Source organism: Herbaspirillum sp. (genome assembly GCF_035644555.1).
In the GTDB taxonomy this organism is placed as follows: Bacteria; Pseudomonadota; Gammaproteobacteria; order Burkholderiales; family Burkholderiaceae_D; genus Herbaspirillum.
In genome coordinates, this window is sequence record NZ_DASQOH010000004.1 from 61502 (window position 1) to 85134 (window position 23633).

The following is a 23633-nucleotide window of genomic DNA, read 5'->3' on the forward strand; positions in this document are numbered from 1 at the left end:
ATGTCCAATCCGACCACTTCGTCCACGGCGCATTGTCTGCCGCTGGATATCGACTGGCAGAATCCCCAGGCGGTGCCCACCATGCATGAAGTGCAGGGCGAGCATCTGTGCATCGGCATCGGTGTCTTCCAGCGCGATCAGCACAGCGAGGCCACGGCCGAGCCGCAGGGCGAGGAAGTGGCCACCGTGCTGGAAGGCGTGTTTCTGGTCGAGGCTGCCGGCGAACGCTACGAACTGTCGCCCGGCGAGGGCATCATCATTCCGCCGCGCGAGCCGCGGCGCTGGACCTGCCACAGCGAGCGCGGTGCGCTATACCGCGTCATCACGCGGCTGGACAATCCGCCGCCTGCCGAGGAGAGCGCGCCATGAATGGCCAAGCCATCGCCACGCAGGCCCCTGCGCAGGACCGGCATGTGCTGATCGTGGGCGCCGGTCATGCCGGCGGACGGGTAGCGCAGGCCCTGCGTTCGGACGGCTTCGGCGGTCGCGTCACGCTCTTGGGGGAGGAACCGCATACTCCCTATGAACGCCCGGCGCTGTCCAAGGAATTGTTGCTGGGCACCAAGACGGTGGACGAATTGATGCTGGGGCCGCGCAGTTTCTGGGTGGATCCGGACATGGTCGTGCACCGGCAAGGGGTGGTGGCGCGTATCGACGGTACCCGCCAGGCCTATCTGGAAAATGGCGAGGTCATTCCCTTCGACATTCTGGTCGTGGCCTCCGGCGGCCGGGCGCGCAGTCTGCCCATCCCCGGCGCCGACCTGCCTGAAGTGAGGATCCTGCGCACCATCGACGATTGCCTGGCGCTGCGCCCGGCCATGGCCGAACAGCGCAGTCTGGTGGTGATCGGCGGTGGCGTGATCGGTATGGAAGCGGCCTCTTCGGCGGCCGCGCTGGGCATGCAGGTGACGGTGGTCGAAGGCGGTCCCCGCGTGATGGCGCGCTGCCTGCCGCCGGAAGGATCGCAATGGCTGCAGGCACTGCACGAACAACGCGGCATCCAGGTGCGCACCGGGGTCAGCGTATCGGCCATCACCAGGACGCCCGGCGGCTTGCGCATCAGCGCGCAGCACGACGGCCGCGAGCTGGCGCTGGATGCCGACCTGGTGCTGGTGGCGGTGGGCATCGCTCCCAATACCGCCTTCCTCGAAGGTAGTCCGGTGCTGCTGGACAATGGTGTGCTCACCGACGCCTGGTGCCGCAATCCCGCCGCGCCCTGGTGCTATGCCGTGGGTGACGTGGCCAATAGTTTCAGCCCCCTGTACGGACGTGCCCTGCGCCAGGAGACCTGGCGCAATGCCGAAAACCAGGCGCGCGCCGTGTCGGCGGCCATCGTCGGTCGTCCAGAACCCTATGTGGAAGTGCCGTGGATGTGGACCGACCAGCTGGGACGCAACATCCAGGTCGTAGGTGTCTATACCGCCGGTGATCCGGTGATCTCGCGCATCCCGCCGGGCGACCAGGCCGGAGTCCTGCTGTGGCTGCACCAGGGCAAGGTGGCCGGCGGCATGCTGGTCGACTGCGGGCGCGAACGCCGGCAGCTGGAAGAACTGGTGCGACGCGGCGCCACCATCGATGTCGCGCTGCTGCGCGATCCCTCGGTCTCGCTCAAGGAACTGGTGCGCACATGACCACCCTGGAACAACGCGTGGCCGCGCTGGAAGCGGCCGAGGCGATCCGTCAGCTCAAGGCGCGCTATGCCAGCCTGGCCGACCAGAAATACACCGCGCATTACCAGCGGCAACCGGCCCTGCGCATGGAAAAGATCGCCCAGGCCCAGGCTGCCTGCTTTACCGAAGATGCGGTCTGGGAAGGTGGTGCCGAATTCGGCGCCAGCCTGGTCGGCCGCAGCGCACTGGCGCAATGGTTCACGCGCTCGCCGTGGTGCTACGCGCTGCACTACTACGGCAGTCCGGAGATCAGCATCGAAGGGGACGTCGCCTCGGCGCGCTGGCGGCTGTGGCAGATCGCCTTGCGCGAACAGACCAAGAAGGCGGTGCTGCTGGGTGCGCTGACCTACGAGGAATATGCGCGCGACCGGCAGGGTCAGTGGCTGTGTTCGCGCATGCGTTTCGAGCAGACCCAGATGCTGCCGGTGGATGCCGGAAGCTTCCCGCTGGTGACCTCCTTCGAGCAGATTACCGATGCCGCCCAGCGTGCATCCTCTTCCACCCATCCCTAGAGATCATGACCAATAGCGTCCCTATCCCATCGCAACCGGTGCCGGCAACCACGGCCCCGTCCTGCGGCGGCCACTGCGCGGACTTCACCATTGCCGAGAACCTGTGCCAGGTGCTGAGCAACGAGTGGGTCAACGCCGAATACAAGCACCTGATCCTGAAGGCAACGCCGATTGCGCTGGCGGTATTGCCGGGCCAGTTCTTCCACCTCAATTGCCCGCCCTCCGGCAACGACGTGCCTTACCTGCGGCGGCCGATGAGCCTGTACCGGGTTTCGCCCGAGGCCGGCACCATCGAGTTCCTCTACAAGGTGCAGGGCGCCGGCACGCGCGGCCTGGCCTCGCTGGAGCCGGGCGCGACCCTGGACGCCTTCGGTCCGGTCGGGCAGGGCTTTACCCTGCCATCCCAGGCGCGTCATGTCCTGGTGCTGGCGCGCGGGGTCGGCCTGGCCACCATGGCACCGCTGGCGCAGCACGCCGTACAGCGCGGTGCGCGGGTAACCGCGATCCTCTCGGCGCGCTCCCCGGCCCTGGTGATGTCGGAGCAATACTTGCGCTCGGTGGGTGCGGATGTGATCGTGGTCCATGACCAGGACGGCAGCAGCGACATCGCCCACATCGAAAAGCTGGTCCGCGAACGGCATGCGCAATTGCCCTTCGACCTGTTGACCACCTGTGGTTCGAATCGCTTCCTGCTGGCGCTGCAGCGCCTGGGGCAGGAGCTGGACGTGCCGGCCCAGGTGGCGCTGGAGCAGTTGATGGGATGCGCGCTGGGCATGTGTTTTGCCTGTGTGCGGCCGTTCCGCAAGAGTGCCGGTTCGGAGACGATGAGTTACAGACGCGTGTGCTGGGATGGCCCGGTGTTCGACGCCCAGGAGACGGTGACATGGTAGACATGAGCGTATCGATCGGTAAGCTGACCTTACAGAATCCGGTCATGCCGGGTTCCGGCACCTTTGCCGAGGGCATGGCCAAGGTGATCGACCTGAACCGCCTGGGTGCCATCGTCACCAAGACCATCACCAGCGACCTGCGCGAAGGCAATACCCCGCCGCGGGTGGCCGAGCTGCGCAATTCCACCCTGTTCTCCATCGGTATCCCCAGCAAGGGGCCCGAGCATTACCTGGAAGAACTGGTGCCGTTCTACCGCAACTATACGCCGCCGCTGGTGGCCAGCATCTCGGCCAACACCGTGGAAGAGTTCGGTGAACTGGCGGCACGCCTGAGCGTCGCGGGTGTGACTGCCATCGAGGCCAACATCTCCTGCCCCAATCTGAAGAAGGATGGCCAGGCCTTCGGCATGGATCCGCAGGCCACCGAGGCGGTGATCAAGGCGATGAAGCGCAATACCGACCTGCAGGTGTGGGCCAAGCTTTCGCCCAACGTGGGCAGCATCGCCGTCATTGCGCGCGCCGCCGAACAGGGTGGCGCGGACGCACTGGTCAGCTCCAACGCCATCCTGGCCATGGCGATCGACATCGAAAGTCACCAGCCCAAGGTCGCCAACCTGATGGGCGGCATCACCGGCAGCGCCACCAAGCCCATCCTGTTGCGCATGGCCTACCAGGCGGCCCAGGCGGTCAGCATTCCGGTGATCGGATGCGGCGGCATCGCCACTGCCGAGGATGCCATCGAATATCTGCTGGCGGGTTGCACTGCGGTGCAGGTGGGGACCGCCAATTTCATCAGTACCGGCGTCATGCCGCGCATCATCGACGATCTCCAGGCCTACTGCATGCGTCGCGGTGTCACGCGCATCCGCGATCTGGTGGGGGCGATGAAGGTCCACGAAGCCAAGATGCTGGAATCGAGGGCCGGCCTGTGAACCAAATCCTGCCCATCGTAGCGGCCGACCGCCAGGTCGACGCACCGCAGCCCGACGCCCAGGGCTGGATGACACTGGGGCCGCTGGCCGAGGTGTTCGGTAGCCGCGCCTGTCGCTCGCTCAGGCTGGACGGGGCGCAGGTCGGCCTGTTCCTGGTCGATGGCGCCGTCTATGCCATCGACGATATCTGCAGTCATGGCAATGCGCGCCTGTCGGAAGGTGAACTCGACGGTTTCGAAGTCGAATGTCCCCTGCATGCCGGTCTGTTCGACATCCGTTCCGGCAAGGCCCTGAGCGCACCGCTGACGCGCGATGTGCGCAGTCACGAGGTGAGCCTGGAGGACGGGGTGCTGCGCCTGCGTCTGGTGGCCGCATGAGCGCCACGGCCGTTGTATCCCGGCCGGCACGGGTCGCCGTCATCGGCACCGGCGGCACCTTCGCCATGCATGCGCGGCATGCCTTCGACTGGGTCGAGTACGGCGAGAGCGGGGTGGTGCATCCCATCGATGACCTGGTCGAGCAGCTGGACCGGATCGACCTGAACATCGCGATCCTGCCGCGCTCCTTCCGCATGATCGGCAGCACCGGTATTACACCGCAGGACTGGATGGAACTGGCCGAACTGATCCGGCGCACGGTGCGCGAGGACCCCGATCTGAGCGGCATCGTGGTCACTCATGGCACAGCGACGATGGAAGAGACCGCCTGGTTCCTGCAACTGGTCACCGACATCAGTCAGCCGGTGGTGCTGACCGGTGCCCAGCGTCCACTGAATACCTCGGGCAGCGATGCCATGGCCAACCTGCGCGCCGCCCTCGCGGTAGCGGCGGCACCGCAGGCGCAGGGCATGGGCGTACTGGTGGTGATGGATGGCATGGTTTTTGCGGCACGCGATGTCACCAAGGCTGCCAGCTTCGAACTGCATGCCTTCGAGGCCAGCCCCTTCGGCCCACTCGGCCGGGTCGATGCCGATGGCAGTGTGGTGCTGCGTCGCCGCGTGACTTCACCAGCGTCGTCGCGCATGCTGCCGGCGCTCGACATTTCCGGTGCCACGCCGTTGCCACGGGTGGACATGGTGGTGTCCTACGCTGGCGCCGACGGCGCCGCCATCGATGGCCTGCTGGCTGCGGGGGCGCGCGGCATCATCAGCATCGGCCTGGCGCCCGGACGTCCCGCCAACGCCGAACGGGCAGCCTTGCAGCGCGCCGTGGCACGCGGGGTGGTGGTGGTACAGGCGGCCCGGGCCGCGCGCGGCGTGGTACCACCACAGGCCTTCCTGCAGCGCGATGGCGTGCTGGCCGGGGGAGACCTGGCGCCGCCCAAGCTACGCATTCTGCTCATGCTGATCCTGGCGCAGTCGCCGCAGCCGGATGCGGCAACGATACAGTCCCTGCTGCTGGCGCATTGACGGCCGCGGACAACGCGGCATACCGGCGGGCAGTGCGGACTATTCCAATCACAGGCAATTGAAAGAGGAGCGATTCAAGCATGGAAATGATCAGCGAACGTCTGGTACCGGCCTCCCGGCAGCAAGTCTGGGAAGCGCTCAACGACCCCGCCAGCCTGCGTGACTGCATCGCCGGCTGTGACCGTCTGGAGCAGGTCGGCGAGCACGACTACGAGGTCGGGATGGCCATCAAGATCGGTCCCGTGGCCGCCAAGTTCAAGGGCCGCATGAGCCTCACCGACATCCAGGCACCGGACTCCTATGCCATCACCTTCGAAGGACAGGGCGGTATGGCCGGCTTCGCCAAGGGGAGTGCCTCGGTGCGGCTGGTGGCGCCGCAGGAGGGCGAGGGCACGCTGTTGCAATACGAGGTGAAGGCGCAGGTCGGCGGCAAGCTGGCCCAGCTCGGCGCCCGCCTCATCGACAGTTCGGCACGCAAGATGGCCGATGATTTCTTTGCGCGCTTCGTCAAGCTGTTCGAGCCGGCCGATCCCGCTGCCGCAGAGGGCGACCCGGCACAGCCTGACGAACCCCGGCGCGGTGCCCTGCGCAGCATGTGGTCGCGCGTGGCGCGCCAGTCCTAGGCGCCGGGCTGCCCATTTTCAGTTTTTCCGCACGCAGCAAGCAGCATTCGCAGTTCAACCCTAGCCACGAACAGGAATGAAAATGAAAAAATCTGCGGTAGTGAAGTCGCTATTGATCGCCCTGGGGGCGCTGACGCTGACGGTGTCGCAGCAGGCCCTGGCCGATATCAAGATCGGCCTGTCCGGTCCCTTTTCCGGACCAATGGCCGCCGATGGACAGGAGTACATCGATGGCTTCGGCCTGGCCCTGGAGCAGCTCGGCAACCAGCTCGGCGGGCAGAAGGTGCAGGTGCTGCAGGGTGATGACCAGATGAAGCCGGATGTGGGCTCGCAGGTCATGCGCAAGTTCATCGAGCTGGACAAGGTCGATGCCATCGTCGGCCTGGGCTACTCCAACATCATCATGGCCAATCTGCGACGACTCAAGGAATCCGGTGTGGTTTCCATCGCCGTGGCCGGCGGCCCCTCGCCGATGGCCGGTGCGGAGTGTGGTGCCAATGTGTTTTCCATCGCCTACCCCAACGATGGCTCCGGCGAAGCCATCGGCAAGCTGGTGCAGGACAAGGGCTACAAGAACGTCTATCTGATGGCGCCCAACTACCAGGCCGGCAAGGACATGCTGGCCGGCTTCAAGCGCTGGTACAAGGGCGGCGTGGCCGCCGAGGTCTATACCCAGATCAACCAGACCGACTATTCCGCCGAGATCACCCAGCTGCAGCTGAGCAAGATGGATGCGGTCTTCATGTTCTACCCCGGCAGCATGGGCGTGAACTTCACCAAGCAGCTCAAGCAGGCCGGGGTGATCGGCAAGGTGCCGGTGTATTCCACCTTCACCGTCGATGGCACCAATCTGCCGGCCCTGCGCGAGGCCGCGGTGGGCGTGATCAGCGGCAATACCTGGAACCCGGCGCTGGAGAATCCGGAAAACCAGAAGTTCGTCAAAGCCTTCGAATCCCGCTACAAGCGCGTTCCGAGTACCTATGCCGCCAATGCCTATGACGCGGCCTTCCTGCTCGATACAGCGGTGCGCAAGCTCAAGGGCGATACCTCCAACAAGGCCGCCTTCGCCGCCGCGGTCAAGGCCGCCGGTGCGGAGTTCAAGTCGGTGCGCGGCCCCTTCCGCTTCAACACCAACAACATGCCGATCCAGAACTACTATGCCTTCGAGATCGTCAAGGAAGGCGACCAGATCAAGGGCAAGCTGGTGGCTACTCCTCTGGTGGATCACAAGGACGCCTATGTGGCGGCCTGTCCCCTGAAGTAAGCGAGGCCAACATGCTACTGTTTGCGCAACTGCTCAACGGTCTCCAGTACGGGGTGCTGCTGTTCCTGCTGGCGGCCGGCCTGACCCTGGTGTTCGGCATCATGAGCTTCGTCAACCTGGCGCACGGTTCGCTGTACATGATGGGCGCCTACATCGCGGCCTCGGTGGCCAACGCCACCGGCAGCTTCCTGCTGGGGCTGCTGGCCGCGCTGCTGGGTTGCCTGGCCATCGGTGTGCTGCTGGAGCGGGTGGCGGTGGCGCGGCTGTACGACAAGAACCACCTCAATCACGTACTGGCCACGTTTGGCATGATCATGTTCTTCAACGAACTGGCCTCGATGTTGTGGGGCAAGCAGCCGCTGTTCGTCTCGGTGCCGCCGATGCTGGACGGCGTGATCAACCTGTTCGGCCTGCCCTATCCGCTGTATCGCTTCGCGGTCATCGTGGTCGGTCTGGCCGTGGCCGTCGGATGCTACTGGATGATCCACCGCACCCGCCTGGGCATGCTCATCCGTGCCGGCGCCAACAATGCGGCCATGGTGGGCGCGCTGGGGATCAACATCCGCTTCCTCAATGCCCTGCTGTTTGCCGTCGGTGCCGCCCTGGCCGGACTGGCGGGTGCCGTGGCCGGCCCCATCCTCTCGGTCCAGGCCGGCATGGGTGAGCCGGTTCTGATCGCCACCTTCGTGGTGATCGTCATCGGCGGCATCGGTTCGGTCAAGGGCGCGTTCTATTCGGCCCTGATCGTCGGTGTCGTCGATACCATGGGACGGGCCTTCCTGCCCATGCTGTTGCGTGAGATGGTCAGCCGCCAGCTGGCCGATGCGGCTGGTCCGGCGCTGGCTTCCCTATTGATCTACCTGCTGATGGCGGCCGTCCTAGCGCTGCGTCCGCAAGGCCTTTTCGTGGCAAGACGATGAAGACGACTTCCTCCCTGTTCCGTCCCAGCCTGGGCATTCCCCTGCTGCTGTTGCTGGCGCTGCTGGCCGTGCCACCGGTGGCCGCTGCACTGGGTGCGCAGTTCTACGTGGGCTTTCTGGCGCGTGTGCTGATCTATGCGCTGGCCGCCAGTGCGCTCAACCTGGTGCTGGGCTATGCCGGCCTGATCGGCTTCGGACATGCACTCTTCATTGGCCTGGGGGCGTATTGCGTCTCCCTGTCCTCGCTGGCCGGGCTGGAATCGGCGTGGCCGCAGCTGCTGCTGGTGCTGGTTTCGTGCGGCTGTATCGGGGCGCTCACCGGTGCCATCAGCCTGCGCACCCGTGGCATCGGCTTCATCATGATCACCCTGGCGTTTTCCCAGATGGGCTATTTCGTCTTCGTCAGCCTCAAGCAGTATGGGGGTGACGATGGCATGTCCATCATCGCCACCAGCCGGCTGGGTGCGGGGATCGACCTCGGCTCGGTGCTGCCCTTGTTCTATGCTGCCTGGATCGTGCTGGCGGTGACCCTGCTGTGGATGCACCGGTTGCGGCACGCGCCCTTCGGCATGGCCCTGCGCGGCTCGCGCCAGAACCTCGCGCGCATCAGCGCACTGGGCTTTCCGGCGCGCCGTCTGCAACTGATCGCCTATGTGCTCTCCGCCATCCTCTGCGGCCTGGCCGGTTTCCTGCTGGCCAATCTGAATGCCTATGCCTCGCCAGGGCTGATGAGCTGGCAGGTGTCCGGCGAGCTGATCGTCATGGTCGTGCTGGGCGGCATGGGCAGCGTGTTCGGTCCGCTGCTGGGCGCACTGGCGTTTATCTGCCTGGAGGAGGTGATGAAGTCCTATACCGAGCACTGGATGCTCATCTTCGGGCCGATGATCATCCTCATTGCGCTCACCGGTCGTGACGGACTCATGGGTGCCTTGCACTGGCTGGATGTGCGGTGCTGCCAACGCGGCGCGTCCGGCCATATCGATGCGCCCGCCATCGTCGCCAATGGAGCCAAGCAATGAACGGCCTGCGTACCCGGGGATTGACCAAGCGCTTCGGCGGCCTGCTGGTGACCGATGACGTCAGCCTGGACATCCGTCCCGGCGAACTGCACGCCATCATCGGCCCCAATGGCGCCGGCAAGACCACCCTGATCAACCAGCTGTCCGGAGAGCTGCGGCCCGACAGCGGCCAGGTCTGGTTCGGCGATGAGGAGGTGACCACGCTGCCGCTGCATCAGCGCGCCTGCCGGGGCTTGTTGCGCTCCTACCAGATCACCTCCATCTTCGAAGAGTTCACCGTGATGGAAAACGCCGTGCTGGCGGCGGTCGGCGCGACTGGCGGCTACGGTTTCTGGCGTCCCATGATGGCCCGTGAGCAGGCCTGCCAGGACGCACAGCAGGCACTGCTTGCCACCCGCCTGGAAGCCCGTCGCGATACGCTGGCAGGAGAACTGGGCTATGGCGAGCGACGCCAGCTCGAGCTGGCCATGGCATTGGCCGCGCAGCCGCGGCTGCTGTTGCTCGACGAGCCCATGGCCGGCATGAGCATCGAGGAATCGGCATCGGTGGTACAACTCTTGCAATCCCTCAAGGGCCGTTACTCGATGCTGCTCATCGAACACGACATGGATGCGGTCTTCGCCCTGGCCGATCGCATCACGGTGCTGGTGTCGGGTCGTGCCGCCTTCTGTGGCACGCCCGATGAAATTCGCAATCATCCCGAGGTCCGCGCCATCTACCTGGGTGATGAGGCAGGGACTTTTTCCGGAGCCGCTCATGGCTGAACAGTTATCCATCCGCGGGCTGCAGGCCTCCTACGGTCGGGCGCAGGCCCTGTTCGACATCTCGCTGAACCTGCAGCGCGGCGAGGTGATCACCTTGCTCGGTCGCAATGGCATGGGCCGATCCACTACCGTCAAATGCCTGTTCGGTCTGCTGCGTCCGAGTGCCGGCAGCATCAGCTTTGGTGGCCAGCGCATCGACACCCTGCCTTGTCACGAAGTGGCGCGCCGTGGCCTGGGGCTGGTGCCCGAAGGGCGCCAGATCTTCGCCGACCTGACCGTGGAAGAAAACCTGATCGCCACCGCCCGCCCGGCACGCGCAGGGCAGGCCGACAGTCGGCCCTGGACCTTGCGACGCGCCTATGAATTCTTTCCACGACTGGCGGAGCGGCGTCAGAACATGGGCTCGCAGTTGTCCGGCGGCGAGCAGCAGATGCTGGCCATCTCGCGTGCGCTGATGACCAATCCTTCCCTGCTGGTGCTGGACGAGGCCACCGAAGGCCTGGCGCCGGTGGCGCGTGCCGATATCTGGCGCGCCCTGCACGAACTGAAGAAGGAAGGGCTGTCGATGATCGTCATCGACAAGAACATCCAGTCGCTCATGGGACTGGCTGACCGCCATTATGTGGTCGAGAAGGGACGTATCGCCTGGAGTGGAAGCTCACAGCAGTTGCAGCAGGACCCGTCCCTGGTGCATCGTTACATGGGTGTGTGAGCGTGTGCATCCCGGCTGCGCCCACCCGGCCTGTCACAACTTATCGGATATTGCATGAAGGCATCAGGTTTCCAATACGCCCGCCCGAGCTCGCTGGAAGAGGCGTGCGCGCTGCTGGCTGAACACGGCAGCGATGCGCGCATCCTGGCCGGCGGCCAGAGCATGTTCGCCACCCTCAATCTGCGCCTGTCGGCGCCGAGCCTGCTCATCGACATCAATCGCATCGAGGAACTTAAGGGCATCGTGCTGGCCGAGGATGCCAGCCATGTGCGCATCGGCGCCCTGGTGCGTCATGCCGAGACCGCCAGCTCACCGCTGGTGGAACAACATCTGCCCTTGCTGCACATGGCCATGCGCCATGTGGCCCATCCGGCAGTGCGTAATCGCGGTACCACCTGCGGCAGTCTGGCACTGGCCGATCCGTCGGCCGAGATGCCGGCCTGCGCCATCACCCTGGATGCCCTGCTGGTGCTGCAAAGCCGCGATGGCGGCGTGCGCGAGGTACCGGCGGTGGATTATTTCTTCGGTCTCTACGAGACGGCCCGCCAGGATGACGAGATCCTGATCGAAGCGCTCTACCCGGCCTGCCAGCCGGACGAGGTGTTCGGTTTCGACGAACTGGCGCGTCGCCATGGCGACTTCGCCATGGTCGGTGTGGCCCTGCGTGCCCGTCATGCCCAGGGGCTCATCAGCGATCTGCGCCTGACCACCTTCGGCACCGATCCCATGCCCATCCTGTCGGCTGCCGCTGCCGGGCTGGCCGAGGGACAACCCTGGTCGGAGCCGCTGGGAGAAGCCATCGCCGCGGCCGCCGTGGCCGAACTCGAACCCGATCACAATCATTTCGGCAGCCCCGAGGTCAAGCGCCTGCAGGCACGTGCCCTGATCCGTCGCGTGCTCACCGCCACCTTCGGCGCGCCAGCCGATTCCTTCCTTCCTTCCGGAGCCCGCCATGGATGACCTGACCGTCAGCTGCGTGGAACACGCGCGCATCCAATTTACCCTCAACGGCAAGGCCGTCGATTGTCTGGTGCCGGTGCGCCGCAACCTGGTGGACTTCCTGCGCCAGGACATGGGGCTCACGGCAGCCCACGTCGGCTGCGAGGTAGGTGTCTGCGGTGCCTGCAATGTCCGGGTCGACGGCGCGGTGGTACGCGGCTGCCTGATGCTGGCGGTGCAGGTCGATGGCCTGAGCGTGGATACCCTGGAGGGCCTGGCCGACAGCGGCGAGATCGCCGGCCTGCAACGCGCCTTCGTGGCGCGTAACGCCATGCAGTGCGGTTTTTGCACCCCGGGCATGCTGATGACCGCCAATGAACTGCTGCAGGTCACGCCCTGTCCGAGCCGCGCCGAGATCCGCGATGCCATCTCCGGCAACTATTGCCGCTGCACCGGTTATCAGGCCATCGTCGACGCCATCGAGACGGCTGCTGGAGAGTGCGCATGAGCGCCGTGGCCCCGGGCGCCGGCGGATGGATCGGCAGCAGCGTCACACGCCCCGATGCCGAACGTTTCGTGGCCGGGCGCGGCCGCTATCTGGATGACCTGGTACTGGCCGGCATGCAGCATGTGGTGTTCTATCGCAGTCCGTTTGCCCGCGCCCGCTTTCATTCGATCAAGGTCGAGGCTGCCGCCGCCATGCCGGGCGTGAGCGCGGTCATCACCGGCGCCGACCTGGCCATGGTATGCACCGACTGGACCACCCGCTTCGCCATGTGGCCCACGCACGTCTCGGCCCCGCAGAATCCGCTGGCCATCGATGAAGTGTTCTGGCAGGGCGAAGCGGTGGTGGCGGTGGTGGCGGACACGCGCGCGCAGGCCGAGGATGCGCTGGAACGGATCGAGATCGACTGGGAAGAAGGCGAACCGGTGGTCGATCCGCAGGCGGCCCTGAAGCCCGGCTGCCCACCCTGCCATCCGGCCATCGAACATAACCTGGCGCTGGAGCGGCACATCGGCAGCGGGGACGTGGCGGCCGCCTTCGCCAGCGCCGCCCAGGTGGTGCGCCGGCGCTTCAGCTTCGGACGCCAGACTGGCGTGCCGCTGGAGCCGCGCGGCATCCTGGCGAGCTATGACCGGCGCACCGGCGAGCTGGAGGTCCAGCAGTCGCATCAGGCGCCGTTCCAGATGCAGGAGATCTTCGCCAGTCTGCTCAAGCTGCCGCTGGAGCGGGTACGCGTCGCCAGCCCGGACGTGGGCGGGGCCTTCGGCATCAAGCTGCACGCCTATGCTGACGAGATCGCGGTGGCCGCCATCGCGGTGCTGCTGGGCCGGCCGGTCAAGTTCCAGGCCGATCGCCTGGAGTCCTTCGTCTCCGATGTCCATGCCCGTGACGCCAGCGTCGAGGCACAGCTGGCGGTGGATGGAGAGGGACGGTTGCTGGGACTGGACGTCGATCTGCTGTTCTGCTTCGGCGCGGTATCGGCCTATCCGCGTTCCAGCATCGGCGAGGCCCTGCAGGCGCTGGACCTGTGCGGTTCGGCCTATCGCATTGAGGCCTTCCGCGGACGCGTGCGCGGCGCCTTCGTCAACAAGGTACCGACCGGCGCCTACCGCGCTGTCGGCCAGCCGATCGCCTGTGCCATCATCGAACAGCTGATTGACGATGCTGCGGCGGCTATCGGGATGGACCCGGTGACCATGCGTCGCCGCAACCATCTTCCGGCCCGCCCGGCGGAGGCACCATTGCTGCCGGCGACCGGCGGCATTCCGTTGGGACCGCTGTCGCTGGATGCTTGCATGGACCAGCTGCTGGAGAACATGGACTACCGCCAGTTGCGCGCCGACCAGGAAGCGCTGCGCCAGCGTGGCGTCTATCGGGGCATCGGACTGTGTACCTTCGTCGAGCTGACCGGCGTGGGCGCCGGTCTGTACGGGCCCAACCAGGTGCGGGTGGCCGGCAAGGAGGGGGTACGCCTCAGCCTGCTGCCCTCCGGCCATATCCTGTGCCGCACCAGCGCCACCGACCAGGGCCAGGGCACGCGTACCGGCCTGACGCAGATCGTGGCGCAGGTCATGGGTTGTCCGCTGGAGGCGGTAGCGGTGAGCGCTGGTGATACCGCGCGTGATCCGCTGGGCGGTGGCGCCTGGGCCTCGCGTGGTATTTCGCTGGCGGGCGAAGCGGCGCTGCTGGCCGGTGCGCAGCTGCGCACCAATATCCTGGGCATTGCGGCGGCGCTGGCCGGTCTGCCGGCCGAAGGCCTGGACATCGTCGCCGGCATCATCACCGGGCGTGATGGTGCGGCCCTGATGAGTCTGGAGGAGTTGGCGCTCAAGGCCCACTACGACTCGACCGCGATCAAGCTGGAGCTGATTCCGGAACTGAGTGTGGAACGCAGCTATGCGCCCACCGGCAAGCCCTACTTCGCCGCCAACGGGGTGCAGGCTGCGCAGGTGGAGGTTGATGTGGAGACCGGACTGATCCGCGTACTCGATGTCTGGGTGGTGGAAGACTGCGGGCGCATCGTCAATCCCCTGTTGACCGATGAGCAGATCCGTGGCGGTGTCGTGCAGGGGATCGGGGCTGCGCTGTTCGAGCAGTGCCTCTATTCCGACAACGGCCAGATGAGCAATGCCTCGCTGGCCGATTATCTGATCCCCATGGCATCGGAGATGCCGCAGATCCATGTCGGTCACGTCACCACCCCGGAGCGCGAAACCAGCCTCGGTGCCAAGGGCGTGGGCGAGGCCGGCACGGTGGGGGCCATCGGTGCCATCTGGTGCGCGGTCAACGATGCGCTGCGTACGCTGGGGCAGGGTGTCTGGCGCCAGCCGTTCACGCCGGCGCATGTGCTGGACGTCTTGCATCATCCCGAGACGCGGCAGGGAGAGGTGCACCTGCGCCCGTTCTGACACCGGGCGCAGGCCAGTGCAGGGCACCGTCTTGACGGTGCCTTTTTTTTCGCCGCCGCCGGAAGCACCGGACGAAAAAAAAACGGAACGCGTCTGTGCGTTCCGTCAAGTCCTACAAAGGGATCCTCAGGAGTGAAGCGACTTCAGAAGGTATGACGAATACCGGCCATGACGCTGGACTGGTTCTGGCCCACGCCGACCGTGCTGCCGGAGCTGACGGCGATGGCGGCATTGCCGCGGTTCTTGATATACGCATACGACGCGTAGAGACTGGTGCGCTTGGACAGCATATAGATCGCACGCGCCGTTCCCAGGGTACTGTCATCGGGAGAGTTGCGGGTATCCAGATGCGCCACCTGGCCCTCCAGCTGCCATTGCGGCGACAGCGGATAGCTCGCGCCCAGATACCAGAGGTTGTAGTTGATGTCGACCGCGCGCTGCAGGTGGCGGGCGATCAGGCCACCACCGATCTTGAGATCGCCCAGCTTGAACCAGCCATTGAAGGAGGCGCGATTGTCCTTGTAGTTGCTGCTGGTGAGCAGGTTGCCGGCGCCAGCACCTCCGCGCAGGGTGTCGTAGGCCGTGGCCACGCCCCAGGTGGCGGTATCGTACTTGATCAGCGCCGTCCATTGGCGGCAGGCCTGGGCATCGGCAGCATTTTCACCGGCACAGTTGGTGGCCGCCGGGCCGCCGGCGCTGGAGGTGTCGCGACCGAAGCTATAGGTGGCGCCCACGGTGGTGTTGCCGATCTTGTTCATGTAGCCCAGGGCATTGTCGCTGCGGGTGTTGGGCAGGTAGGAGTCCATGTTGGACAGGCCGTGGTTGGCCGGTCCCATGATGTCGGCCGCGATCAACGAGATGGCCGTCATGTTGTACTGGCGACCCAGCGTGAAGGTACCCCAGGTCGGGTCCATCAGGCCGACGTTGGACTGGCGTCCGAACAGCCGGTTGCCCTGGCCCATGCCGCCGGTGGTCGGCACGAAGCCGCTTTCCAGGTTGAAGAAGGCGCGCAGTCCGCCACCCAGGTCTTCCACGCCCTTGAAACCGATGCGCGAGGGCAGCAGTCCGGTCAGCGGCAGCGTGCGTAACTTGCCCTGGCCGGCCGCATTGGTGTGATTGAGATATTCGACACCGGTGTCGATGATGCCGTAGATGGTGACACTGCTCTGGGCCATCGCTTCGGTACCCAGCCCCCCCAGGCACAGGCCGGCGGAGACGGCGGCTAACAGACGTTTCTTCACTTTTATTTCCCCTTCAGGTTGAACAATCAAGACAGCGTGGAAAACCACCGGGCGGTGGAGCCTTCGGATGAATCGGACTGCAATGGATCTGAATGAGTGGGCGGCGTGGCGCCTGCTTTGATCTTGGTCAAATAATGAATGACATTATTTAATCTCAATAAAATGAATGTCAATCGTTATTGTGGTCCTGATGCGAAGTTTTTGGATACGCTGTCCTGGTCGCGCGGTCGGCGTCGGCGGAGCGACGGAAACAAATGGTGCAGCACCGTCGTCCCATGCACTTAAAAATGCAGGCTGGCCGTTCTTATTCGCATTTTTGGTGCGAATTTTCCGGGAATGCCTCATCCAAGGCCCGTCGGGTGAGGCTCGCGGCCCGATGCGATGGAAGGCTCGCTATCCTGTCGCAATCCTGCGCGACGTTGTAGCGCGGCGACGCTGGCGGCACAGGACACCGGAACGTATGCGACGGAGATTCTCTTGCTCGACCCCGGGCAGGCGTGGAAAAAGGAAAACCCTTGACATGCAATGATGGGAAATAACAGAATGATGTTCGTTATTAATCGCGGGAAACTACGGCCTCCGATGGGGTGGGCGGATGGCGGGAGGGGGGGATGGTGAGCCAGCAGCAAGAGGACGGTCGCGCACTGCGGCCGGGACAGTATCTGATCAGCCGGACCAGCTCGGAGGGGATCATCACCTATGCCAACCAGGCGTTCGCCGACGAAGTGGGCATTCCCATGCAGCAGTTGGTCGGCATGCCCTATACGCGTCTGCTCGATCCGGAAGTGCCGGCCGAGGCGGTCAAGGACATGCGCCATACCACCATCGAACAAGGGCGCCGCTGGGCCGGCCTGACCTGCATTCGCGGCAGTGACGGCCAGCGCATCTGGGCCATGACCAATGTGTCGCTGGTACGCGAGGGAGGCCGCGTGGTCGGCTCGACCTCGGTGCGCACCCATGCGCCTGCGGAGCAGGTCAGCTTTGCCGCCACCATGCTGCGACGATTCAGGCAAGGCCGTGCACGCGGCTGGACGGTGCGCGGCGGACAGTTCCTGCGCACCGGCCTGCCCGGCCTGGCGCAACGCCTGTGGCGGCCAGGCCTGCTCAAGCGCATCATGGCATGGCAGGCCATGCAGCTGGTTACCGCGCTCGCCGCCGGTCTCTTGTGGGCAAACGCATCTCCGCTGGCGGCACTGGGCATGCTGGCCGCTGCGCTTGCACTGCTGGTGTCGAGCAGCCTGTGGCAGCGACGGCAACTGATGCAGCCACTGGAGCAGGCCACCGATTTCGCCTATCGCATGGCCGCCGGCGACCTGGATGCGCCGCTGGAACAGACACGTCAGCCGCATGCCGCCGATCTGGTGCGCGCACTATTGCTCATGAGAAGCAGTCTGGTCAACCTGATCGGCGAAGTCGGTCGCGACGTCGGCGGTGTCACCCGCGCCTGCTCGGATATCGCCGCCGGCAACATGGACCTGTCGCAGCGCACGGAGAGCCAGGCCTCATCGTTGCAGGAAATTGCCTCCAGCATGGAAGAACTGGCGGCCACCATCCAGAACAATGCCGACCACGCCGTGTCGGCTGCGGCCAATGCGGTGGCCGCAGCCGACGTGGCGCAGCGCGGCGGGCAGGCCTTCGATCGCATCGTGCAGACCATGCAGGGCATGGCCGCCGATGCCGCGCGTATCGCGCAGATCGTCAAGGTGGTTGAGGGCATCGCCTTCCAGACCAATATCCTGGCACTCAATGCCGCAGTGGAAGCGGCGCGTGCCGGCGAGAACGGTCGCGGCTTCGCCGTGGTGGCCACCGAGGTACGCACACTGGCCCAGCGCAGCACCACGGCAGCGCGCGAAATCGCGGAGCTGATTGCGGCCTCGCTGGCCAGCGTGCGGCAAGGGGAGACACTGGTCAAGGCGTCGGCCCAGACGATCACGGAGGTGGTTTCTTCCATCGGCGGAGTGAGCAGTCTCATCGACGACATGTCGCGCGCCAGCGTGGAGCAGCGCGAGGGGGTGCATCAGGTGGCTGCGGCGCTCTCTTCGCTGGATCGCATCACCCAGCAGAACGCGGCACTGGTGGAGCAGGCGGCCGCCTCCTCGGCCTCGCTGGTGGAGCAGGCCGGGGCGGTCCGGCTGTCGATGGACGTATTTCGCCTGGCCAAGGCCTGACACCGGCCGGAGGAGCAGATGGAGAGCCTGGATCTGGAGGTCTTGCGTACGGCCCGTCATTGGCGGCAGCAAGGCCATGCGGCGCAGCTGTTCACGGTAGCGCGCACCTGGGGCAGTGCCCCGCGCGGCCCGGGAGCGATGGTCGCCATCCGCGACGATGGGCGGGTGGTCGGTTCGGTGTCGGGGGGCTGCGTCGAGGATGATCTCATCGAGCGGGTGCGGCAGGAGGGCGCCGCGCTGGCCCGGCCCGAACTGCTGGAATATGGACTCACGCGCGAACAGGCCGAGCGCTTCGGGCTGCCCTGCGGCGGTACTCTGGTGCTGGTGCGCGAGGCCCTGCCGCACGCCGGCTGGCTGGACACGGTGCTGGAGGCGACCGCCGCGCAGGGCCGCATCCGCCGCCAGCTGGACCTGCGCGACGGCACCGTGTGCTGCCGAGCGCTGCCGGATGCCGGTGGTGCACTACCCCGGCCGCAGCTGGAGCAGGACCGCTTCACGGTCTGCTACGGACCGCGCTGGCGCCTGCTGATGATCGGTGCAGGGCAGTTGTCACAGGTGCTGGCCAGGATGGCGCTGATGCTCGACTACGACGTCCTGGTGTGCGATCCGCGCGAGGAATACGCGGCCGGCTGGGAGGTGGCCGGCAGTCGCTTGCTGAGCGGCATGCCCGATGACGTGGTATTGGCCATGCAGGCCGACGCGCATACCGCCATCGTGGCCCTGACCCATGATCCGCGGCTGGACGACATGGCCTTGCTGGAAGCGCTGGCCTCACCGGCCTTCTATGTCGGTGCGCTGGGGTCGCATGCCAACAGCCGGCGCCGCCGTGAACGGCTGGCCCTGTTCGATCTCGACGCGGCGCAGATCGCCCGCCTGCATGCCCCCATCGGCCTGCCGATCGACAGCCATACGCCCGCCGAGATCGCCGTTTCCATCTTGGCGCAGATGACGGCGGTCCGCAACGCGGCGGACCGGACATCCTCGGCGGCGGCGCCAGACGCTGGCGACCATCGCAGTCTACCCGGTCAGGATGCCACCAGGTAGGCCTGCTTGCGCGGTCCGAAGAAGTTCATCACGATGCGTTCCACGTCCACTACCTGGATGGTGTCGCCCGGCCTGGCGGTGCGGATCAGGTTGCCAATGTAGTTGGCGCCACCACCGAACATGAGCAGGGGCGCATCGATATGGCTTTCGCCAAATTCCAGCACGTCATGCAGGCCATCGACCAGCAGTCCCACCAGACTGCCCGCGTGACGCACGATCACAATCTCCCGGGCCTGGGTCGCCGTCGGCGCCGCGGCGGTACCACCGGCCAGCAGCAGCAGACGCATATCCACCACCGGGACGAACACCGAAGCTGCCGCACCGCCTTCGTGATAGTCCAGCGCCCCCGCCAATACCGGCTTGAAGGTAGAGGTGGAGAGCATGCGTGAGGCTTCGATGGCTTCGATCACGTTGCCGGCCGGTAGCGCAAAAAGCGCATCGTCGATCAGGACGGTGGCGAATTCACGGACCTTGCCGGCACTGGCGGCGACGTCGATCTCGGCGCCGGTGGCCGCCAGGGTCCGTGCCACCAGTGGATCATGCGATTGCCCGATGGGATGGGCGGGATCGAGATTGGCCAGCACCCGGCCCTGGGGATCGAGAATGAAGATCTCGTCGTAGACGGTGTATTTCTGTCGATAGGCGTCGAGCAGCGCGACGATGGCGTGGCGGTCGCCCTGGGGGCCGGCCAGGATGAACTGGCGGATGGCCTCGTCCATGGCCAGGAAGCCGACATCGGCGGTCCGCTCGAACAGGTTGCGCACCACGATGTCGATGATCACGCGTGCCTTGAAATTGAACTCCTGTACCAGTTTCGAGACATTCTGCTGCGCCAGATTGGCGATGAGGCGCTTTTCCAGTTGATTGAAGCCCTCCTTGCCGATCGTTCTGTGACAGCGACGGGGCGAACGCTGCCTTTACACCAGATGTTCATCCTTCTTGGATGCCATTGATCAGCCCCTGGACGTCGTCATTTCCACCGCGCGCCAGGACGGCGCGGCTGTCGCAGAAATGATGCTCATCAGTCACCGCATCCGGCCGAGCAATCGTGCTGCAGGCAAGGCGGTTGGCGAACCGCGCGATCAAGGAGGGAAAACCGTCTTATTTACTGGCTTTACCCCTTCGCCTGCTGCTGTACGGTGGCGCCTTAACAAAAATACGGAACATGTCAAGAAACGCGCCGAGGACCGAAACGGCCGGCGATCATCAGGGGAAAGCATGAAGGGAATGGTATTGAAGGCCGTCGCCGCTGCGGCGATGTTGGCCTGCGCGCAGACACAGGCGCAGACCTATGAATCACACACGATTCTGGACAGCAATCAGGTGCCGATCTTCGAGGCCCGCTTCTACGGGCCTGCTGACGGTGACTTTCAGAAAGAGGGCGACACGTTCCAATCCTCGCCGTTTGCGCTCTCGGACATGTTCAAGCAGCAGACCCTGGCGGGGCTTCGACAGTGGGCCAACTATATCAAGGTGATCCCCGGTACGTCCCCGGCGGTGATCAATATCGGTAGCGAGGATAGCGACGACAACGCCCATGCCGAAAGTCCGTTGGTGCCCGGCCTGCGCACCGCGCCGACCCAGGTGCAGGCAGCGCTGCAGAATCTGCAGGCCGGCAAGTTGACGCTGGGTGCGCATGGCTTCGTGGGTATTGGCAACTTGCCGGTGAGTACCAACGACTACATTCCTTCCCAACTGCCGCGCAATGTCACAGGCTGGGATCTGCCGGCGGTCGCCTTTCACGAGATCGGACATGCACTGGGGATTGGCTCTACCATTAAAGAAACCGAGCAGCCCTCCGGCCCTTCCGTGTATCGCTTCAGCGACAGGATCAACCAGTGGACCTCCTACCTGCGCGACGACAACGGCAAGGCGGCCCAGCCCGGCCAGGTGATCTGGTGCATGACATGCAGCAAGGTGAGCGGTGCCGATGTGTTCGACGTCAGCAAGAACTCGGGGTATTTCATTGGCCCGAATGTGGCGCAGGTGCTGGCCGGCTCCGGCATGCGCGGCATACCGCTCAGCACCGGCACCGAGACCGTTTCCGATCCGCCATTCATGTCGCACCTGGAACTCAAGAACAGCCTGATGAGCCATCAGAGCTACCGCAACTACACCACCTTCATGGAAGCCGAACTGGCGATCCTGCAGGACCTGGGCTATGACATCGACCGTCGCAATTTCTTCGGGCGTTCCGTCTACGCCGACGGCCAGGTGATCCTCAACGACGACGGTTTTTTCCAGCGCAACGCAGAGGGTAGCGCCTACCTGCCCAATACATATAACCTGGCCACGCTGGGCCTGGGCCTGCATGTCTACGGCAGCAACAATACCATCTACCAGCGCGCCGACCTGCTCTCGGCCGGCGCAGGTGGCGCGGGCATGCGCATCGACGGTGCCGGCAACCATATCGTCATCCTGCCCGGTACCCGGGTCTATGCCGATGGCCCCTATGGGCGCGGGGTGATGTTCACCTACGGCAAGGACCACACCTTCACCCAGCGCGGTGACGTGCAGGCCCTGGGTGAGGACGGCATCGCAGCGAGCTTCGACTTCGGCAACAATATCCTGGGCAATGACAGCGACTACCGTGGCTCCTACATCTACCGGGGATCGAAGACCACTGGCTCCCTGCTGGCGGAGCTGGATGGCCCGCTGGTCAGCCGTTTCGATCTGACCGGGCGCCTGGCCGGCCGCAGTGCCGCCATCTATATCTCCAGCAATGCCTATGTGGGCCAGATCAACGTCATGCGCGGTGCGGCTCTGCAGGGCGATATCCGTTCCGACTATGCCGAACTGGACGGCACTGCGCCGCGCCTGACCACCCTGAGCTTCGGCTACCTGCCGGACGCCGATGGTCATGCGACCACCTCGGCCGATTCGGGATTCGCATTGCGTTATGACGGCAACATCGTGGGCATCGACAATCTTTCGCTGGCCTTCGAGGGCGGCACCACCATCCTCACCGGCGACCATCAGGTCTACCAGGTCAATATCGCCCAGCCTGCGCTCCTGGGTGGCAGCAGCCGCTATACCCTCAATAGCGCCGGCCGGTTCACCAACCATGGCACGCTGGCGCCCACGCTGGGTAGCAGCATCAAGGTGGTCGGCAATTACGACCAGGCCGCCGACGGCAGGCTGCTCACCAGCGTGGACGGTAGCGGCAACCTCAGTTCCCTGGTCGTCAGTGGCAATGCGGCGCTGGACGGGAGCCTCACCATCGCTCCACAGCGCAGCTGGTATGCCAATCGTTTCACCCTCACCAGTGACCAGTGGCTGCAGGCCGGCAGCATCAGCGGCGGGTTTGCGTCGGCCAGCGCACTGCTGGCCTCACCGACGCTGGTGGCCGCGGTCACCGCCGACGGCGGCCTGAGCTATACGGTCTCGGTGCAGCGCCGCGATGCGGCCTATTCGCGCTACGCCAGCGATGACCTGACGCGCCAGGTTGCGCGTTCGCTCGATGGCGTGGCCGGCAATGCACGTGGCGACATGCGTTCGCTGGTGGCCGCACTGGACTTTTCGGCGGCCGACGGCAGCGCCATTGCTCCGGCATTGCGGCAGCTCTCGCCGGTGGCCTATGGCGAGATGTTGTCGGGTGCGCTGCTGCGCGAGCGACATATCGGCGACCTGGTGGCTGCCCGCGCGCCGGGGGCAACGACGCCGGACGGACAGCTGCAGGCCGGCAGTGAGTGGACCGCTTTTGCCATTCCCTTCGGTAGCGCCTACTGGCGCACGCGTTCCGAGCGCGCCGTCGGCGCCAACGGCAATACCTATGGCGTGGCGCTGGGGGTCGAACGCAGCGGCCTGGCCATGGATGGCTGGACCCTCGGTCTGCACGGTGCGGTCAGCGGTCAGTCGACCCGGGTCGATGGCCTCACCCCGGCCTCGGGCGAGACCTCGGCGCTGGATGTCGGTGCGCATCTGGCCTATGCCGCCGATCCGCTGGCCGGCCCGCATGCCTTCGCCCAGGCCCGCTTGGGAGTGGAGGAGGGGCGACTGGAGCGCAAGATCGGCATCAACGGCTATCAGGCGGCGCCGCGCGGCACCTGGACCGGTACGACGGGTGGCGCCACGCTGGGCGCCGGATGGCGCTGGCGGATGGCCGAAGGCAGCAGTGTCGGACCGTTGGCCAGCCTCGACTACACGCTGCTGACACGGCCGGCCGTCACCGAAAACAATTCGGATGGCCCCGGTCTGCAGCTGGACGGCAATTCCTTCCGTTCGCTGCGCGCACGCCTGGGCGGAGAATGGCGCAGTGACCTGAGCCTGGCCTCGGGCCGCCAGGTGCGGACCCGTCTGAAGGCCAGCTGGAATCGCGAGATGCTCGACCGCATGAACACGCAGGCGGCGCGCTTCGCTGGTTATGCCGGCAGTGCCTTTGCCGCCACCAGCGAACTGATCCAGCGTGACAGCCTGGACCTGCAGGCCGGTGCTTCCTATCGGGTCCGGCAGGACCTGGCGCTGGAGGCTTCCTTGTCCGGCACGTTCTGGCGCGGCGGCGATGCCGAGCTGACCGCAGCGGTTTCCGCCAACTGGCGTTTCTGATGTAGGGGCCGGGCAGGCGATGCGCCGACCCGGCTGTTGCCGGTCTTGTGGGAGTCCTCCGACAGGGCC

The 23633-nt window shown here is 65.5% G+C and carries 21 protein-coding genes; 19 read left to right on the forward strand and 2 right to left on the reverse strand.

Going from position 1 to position 23633, the window contains the following annotated elements; genetic code table 11:
- From VE092_RS01005 to VE092_RS01080, 16 genes are all read left to right on the forward strand, one after another.
- Complete coding sequence (locus tag VE092_RS01005) at positions 1-369, forward strand: cupin domain-containing protein (protein ID WP_324872933.1); 369 nt, start codon at positions 1-3, stop codon at positions 367-369.
- Entirely contained in the window at positions 366-1631 is a 1266-nt protein-coding gene (locus VE092_RS01010; protein ID WP_324872935.1) for an NAD(P)/FAD-dependent oxidoreductase, read from the forward strand. The genes VE092_RS01005 and VE092_RS01010 overlap by 4 nt, the downstream gene beginning before the upstream one ends.
- Positions 1628-2182, forward strand: a complete 555-nt coding sequence (locus tag VE092_RS01015; protein ID WP_324872937.1) for a nuclear transport factor 2 family protein — start codon at positions 1628-1630, stop codon at positions 2180-2182. The genes VE092_RS01010 and VE092_RS01015 overlap by 4 nt, the downstream gene beginning before the upstream one ends.
- Before the next feature lie 5 nt (positions 2183-2187).
- Entirely contained in the window at positions 2188-3072 is an 885-nt protein-coding gene (locus tag VE092_RS01020) for a dihydroorotate dehydrogenase electron transfer subunit (protein WP_324872939.1), read from the forward strand.
- The gene (locus VE092_RS01025) at positions 3066-4004 is read left to right on the forward strand and encodes a dihydroorotate dehydrogenase (RefSeq protein ID WP_324872941.1); all 939 of its coding nucleotides are present in this window, start codon (positions 3066-3068) and stop codon (positions 4002-4004) included. The genes VE092_RS01020 and VE092_RS01025 overlap by 7 nt, the downstream gene beginning before the upstream one ends.
- Positions 4001-4381, forward strand: coding sequence for a non-heme iron oxygenase ferredoxin subunit (locus VE092_RS01030; RefSeq protein ID WP_324872943.1), 381 nt, complete (start codon positions 4001-4003; stop codon positions 4379-4381). The genes VE092_RS01025 and VE092_RS01030 overlap by 4 nt, the downstream gene beginning before the upstream one ends.
- The gene (locus tag VE092_RS01035) at positions 4378-5412 is read left to right on the forward strand and encodes an asparaginase (RefSeq protein ID WP_324872945.1); all 1035 of its coding nucleotides are present in this window, start codon (positions 4378-4380) and stop codon (positions 5410-5412) included. The genes VE092_RS01030 and VE092_RS01035 overlap by 4 nt, the downstream gene beginning before the upstream one ends.
- 80 nt (positions 5413-5492) lie before the next feature.
- Positions 5493-6035 (forward strand): carbon monoxide dehydrogenase subunit G, encoded by a 543-nt coding sequence (locus VE092_RS01040; protein ID WP_324872947.1) that lies wholly within the window; start codon positions 5493-5495, stop codon positions 6033-6035.
- Between the two features lie 82 nt (positions 6036-6117).
- Positions 6118-7299, forward strand: a complete 1182-nt coding sequence (locus VE092_RS01045) for an ABC transporter substrate-binding protein (RefSeq protein ID WP_324872949.1) — start codon at positions 6118-6120, stop codon at positions 7297-7299.
- An 11-nt stretch (positions 7300-7310) separates the two neighbouring features.
- Complete coding sequence (locus VE092_RS01050; protein ID WP_077236967.1) at positions 7311-8219, forward strand: branched-chain amino acid ABC transporter permease; 909 nt, start codon at positions 7311-7313, stop codon at positions 8217-8219.
- The gene (locus VE092_RS01055) at positions 8216-9238 is read left to right on the forward strand and encodes a branched-chain amino acid ABC transporter permease (RefSeq protein ID WP_324872953.1); all 1023 of its coding nucleotides are present in this window, start codon (positions 8216-8218) and stop codon (positions 9236-9238) included. Before VE092_RS01050 ends, VE092_RS01055 begins: the two co-directional genes overlap by 4 nt.
- The gene (locus VE092_RS01060) at positions 9235-10002 is read left to right on the forward strand and encodes an ABC transporter ATP-binding protein (RefSeq protein ID WP_324872955.1); all 768 of its coding nucleotides are present in this window, start codon (positions 9235-9237) and stop codon (positions 10000-10002) included. The genes VE092_RS01055 and VE092_RS01060 overlap by 4 nt, the downstream gene beginning before the upstream one ends.
- A complete protein-coding gene (locus tag VE092_RS01065; protein ID WP_324872957.1) occupies positions 9995-10714 on the forward strand; it encodes an ABC transporter ATP-binding protein in 720 nt (239 codons plus the stop codon). Before VE092_RS01060 ends, VE092_RS01065 begins: the two co-directional genes overlap by 8 nt.
- A gap of 54 nt (positions 10715-10768) precedes the next feature.
- Positions 10769-11674, forward strand: coding sequence for a xanthine dehydrogenase family protein subunit M (locus VE092_RS01070; RefSeq protein WP_324872959.1), 906 nt, complete (start codon positions 10769-10771; stop codon positions 11672-11674).
- Positions 11667-12161 (forward strand): (2Fe-2S)-binding protein, encoded by a 495-nt coding sequence (locus VE092_RS01075; protein ID WP_324872961.1) that lies wholly within the window; start codon positions 11667-11669, stop codon positions 12159-12161. The genes VE092_RS01070 and VE092_RS01075 overlap by 8 nt, the downstream gene beginning before the upstream one ends.
- Entirely contained in the window at positions 12158-14566 is a 2409-nt protein-coding gene (locus tag VE092_RS01080) for a xanthine dehydrogenase family protein molybdopterin-binding subunit (protein ID WP_324872963.1), read from the forward strand. Before VE092_RS01075 ends, VE092_RS01080 begins: the two co-directional genes overlap by 4 nt.
- Positions 14567-14709: 143 nt before the next feature.
- On the opposite strand, the gene VE092_RS01085 is transcribed toward VE092_RS01080, so the two are convergent.
- A complete protein-coding gene (locus VE092_RS01085) occupies positions 14710-15807 on the reverse strand; it encodes a porin (protein ID WP_324872964.1) in 1098 nt (365 codons plus the stop codon).
- Between the two features lie 614 nt (positions 15808-16421).
- On the opposite strand from VE092_RS01085, the gene VE092_RS01090 reads away from it, so the two are divergent.
- Positions 16422-17975, forward strand: coding sequence for a methyl-accepting chemotaxis protein (locus tag VE092_RS01090; protein WP_324872966.1), 1554 nt, complete (start codon positions 16422-16424; stop codon positions 17973-17975).
- Positions 17976-17993: 18 nt separating this feature from the next.
- A complete protein-coding gene (locus VE092_RS01095) occupies positions 17994-19019 on the forward strand; it encodes an XdhC family protein (protein ID WP_324872968.1) in 1026 nt (341 codons plus the stop codon).
- On the opposite strand, the gene VE092_RS01100 is transcribed toward VE092_RS01095, so the two are convergent.
- A complete protein-coding gene (locus VE092_RS01100; protein ID WP_324872970.1) occupies positions 19001-19801 on the reverse strand; it encodes a chemotaxis protein CheW in 801 nt (266 codons plus the stop codon). The two genes, VE092_RS01095 and VE092_RS01100, sit on opposite strands and share 19 nt — an antisense overlap.
- 436 nt (positions 19802-20237) lie before the next feature.
- Here VE092_RS01100 and VE092_RS01105 point away from each other — a divergent pair, with 436 nt between their 5' ends.
- A complete protein-coding gene (locus VE092_RS01105; protein WP_324872972.1) occupies positions 20238-23564 on the forward strand; it encodes an autotransporter outer membrane beta-barrel domain-containing protein in 3327 nt (1108 codons plus the stop codon).
- Positions 23565-23633 lie beyond the last annotated feature (69 nt).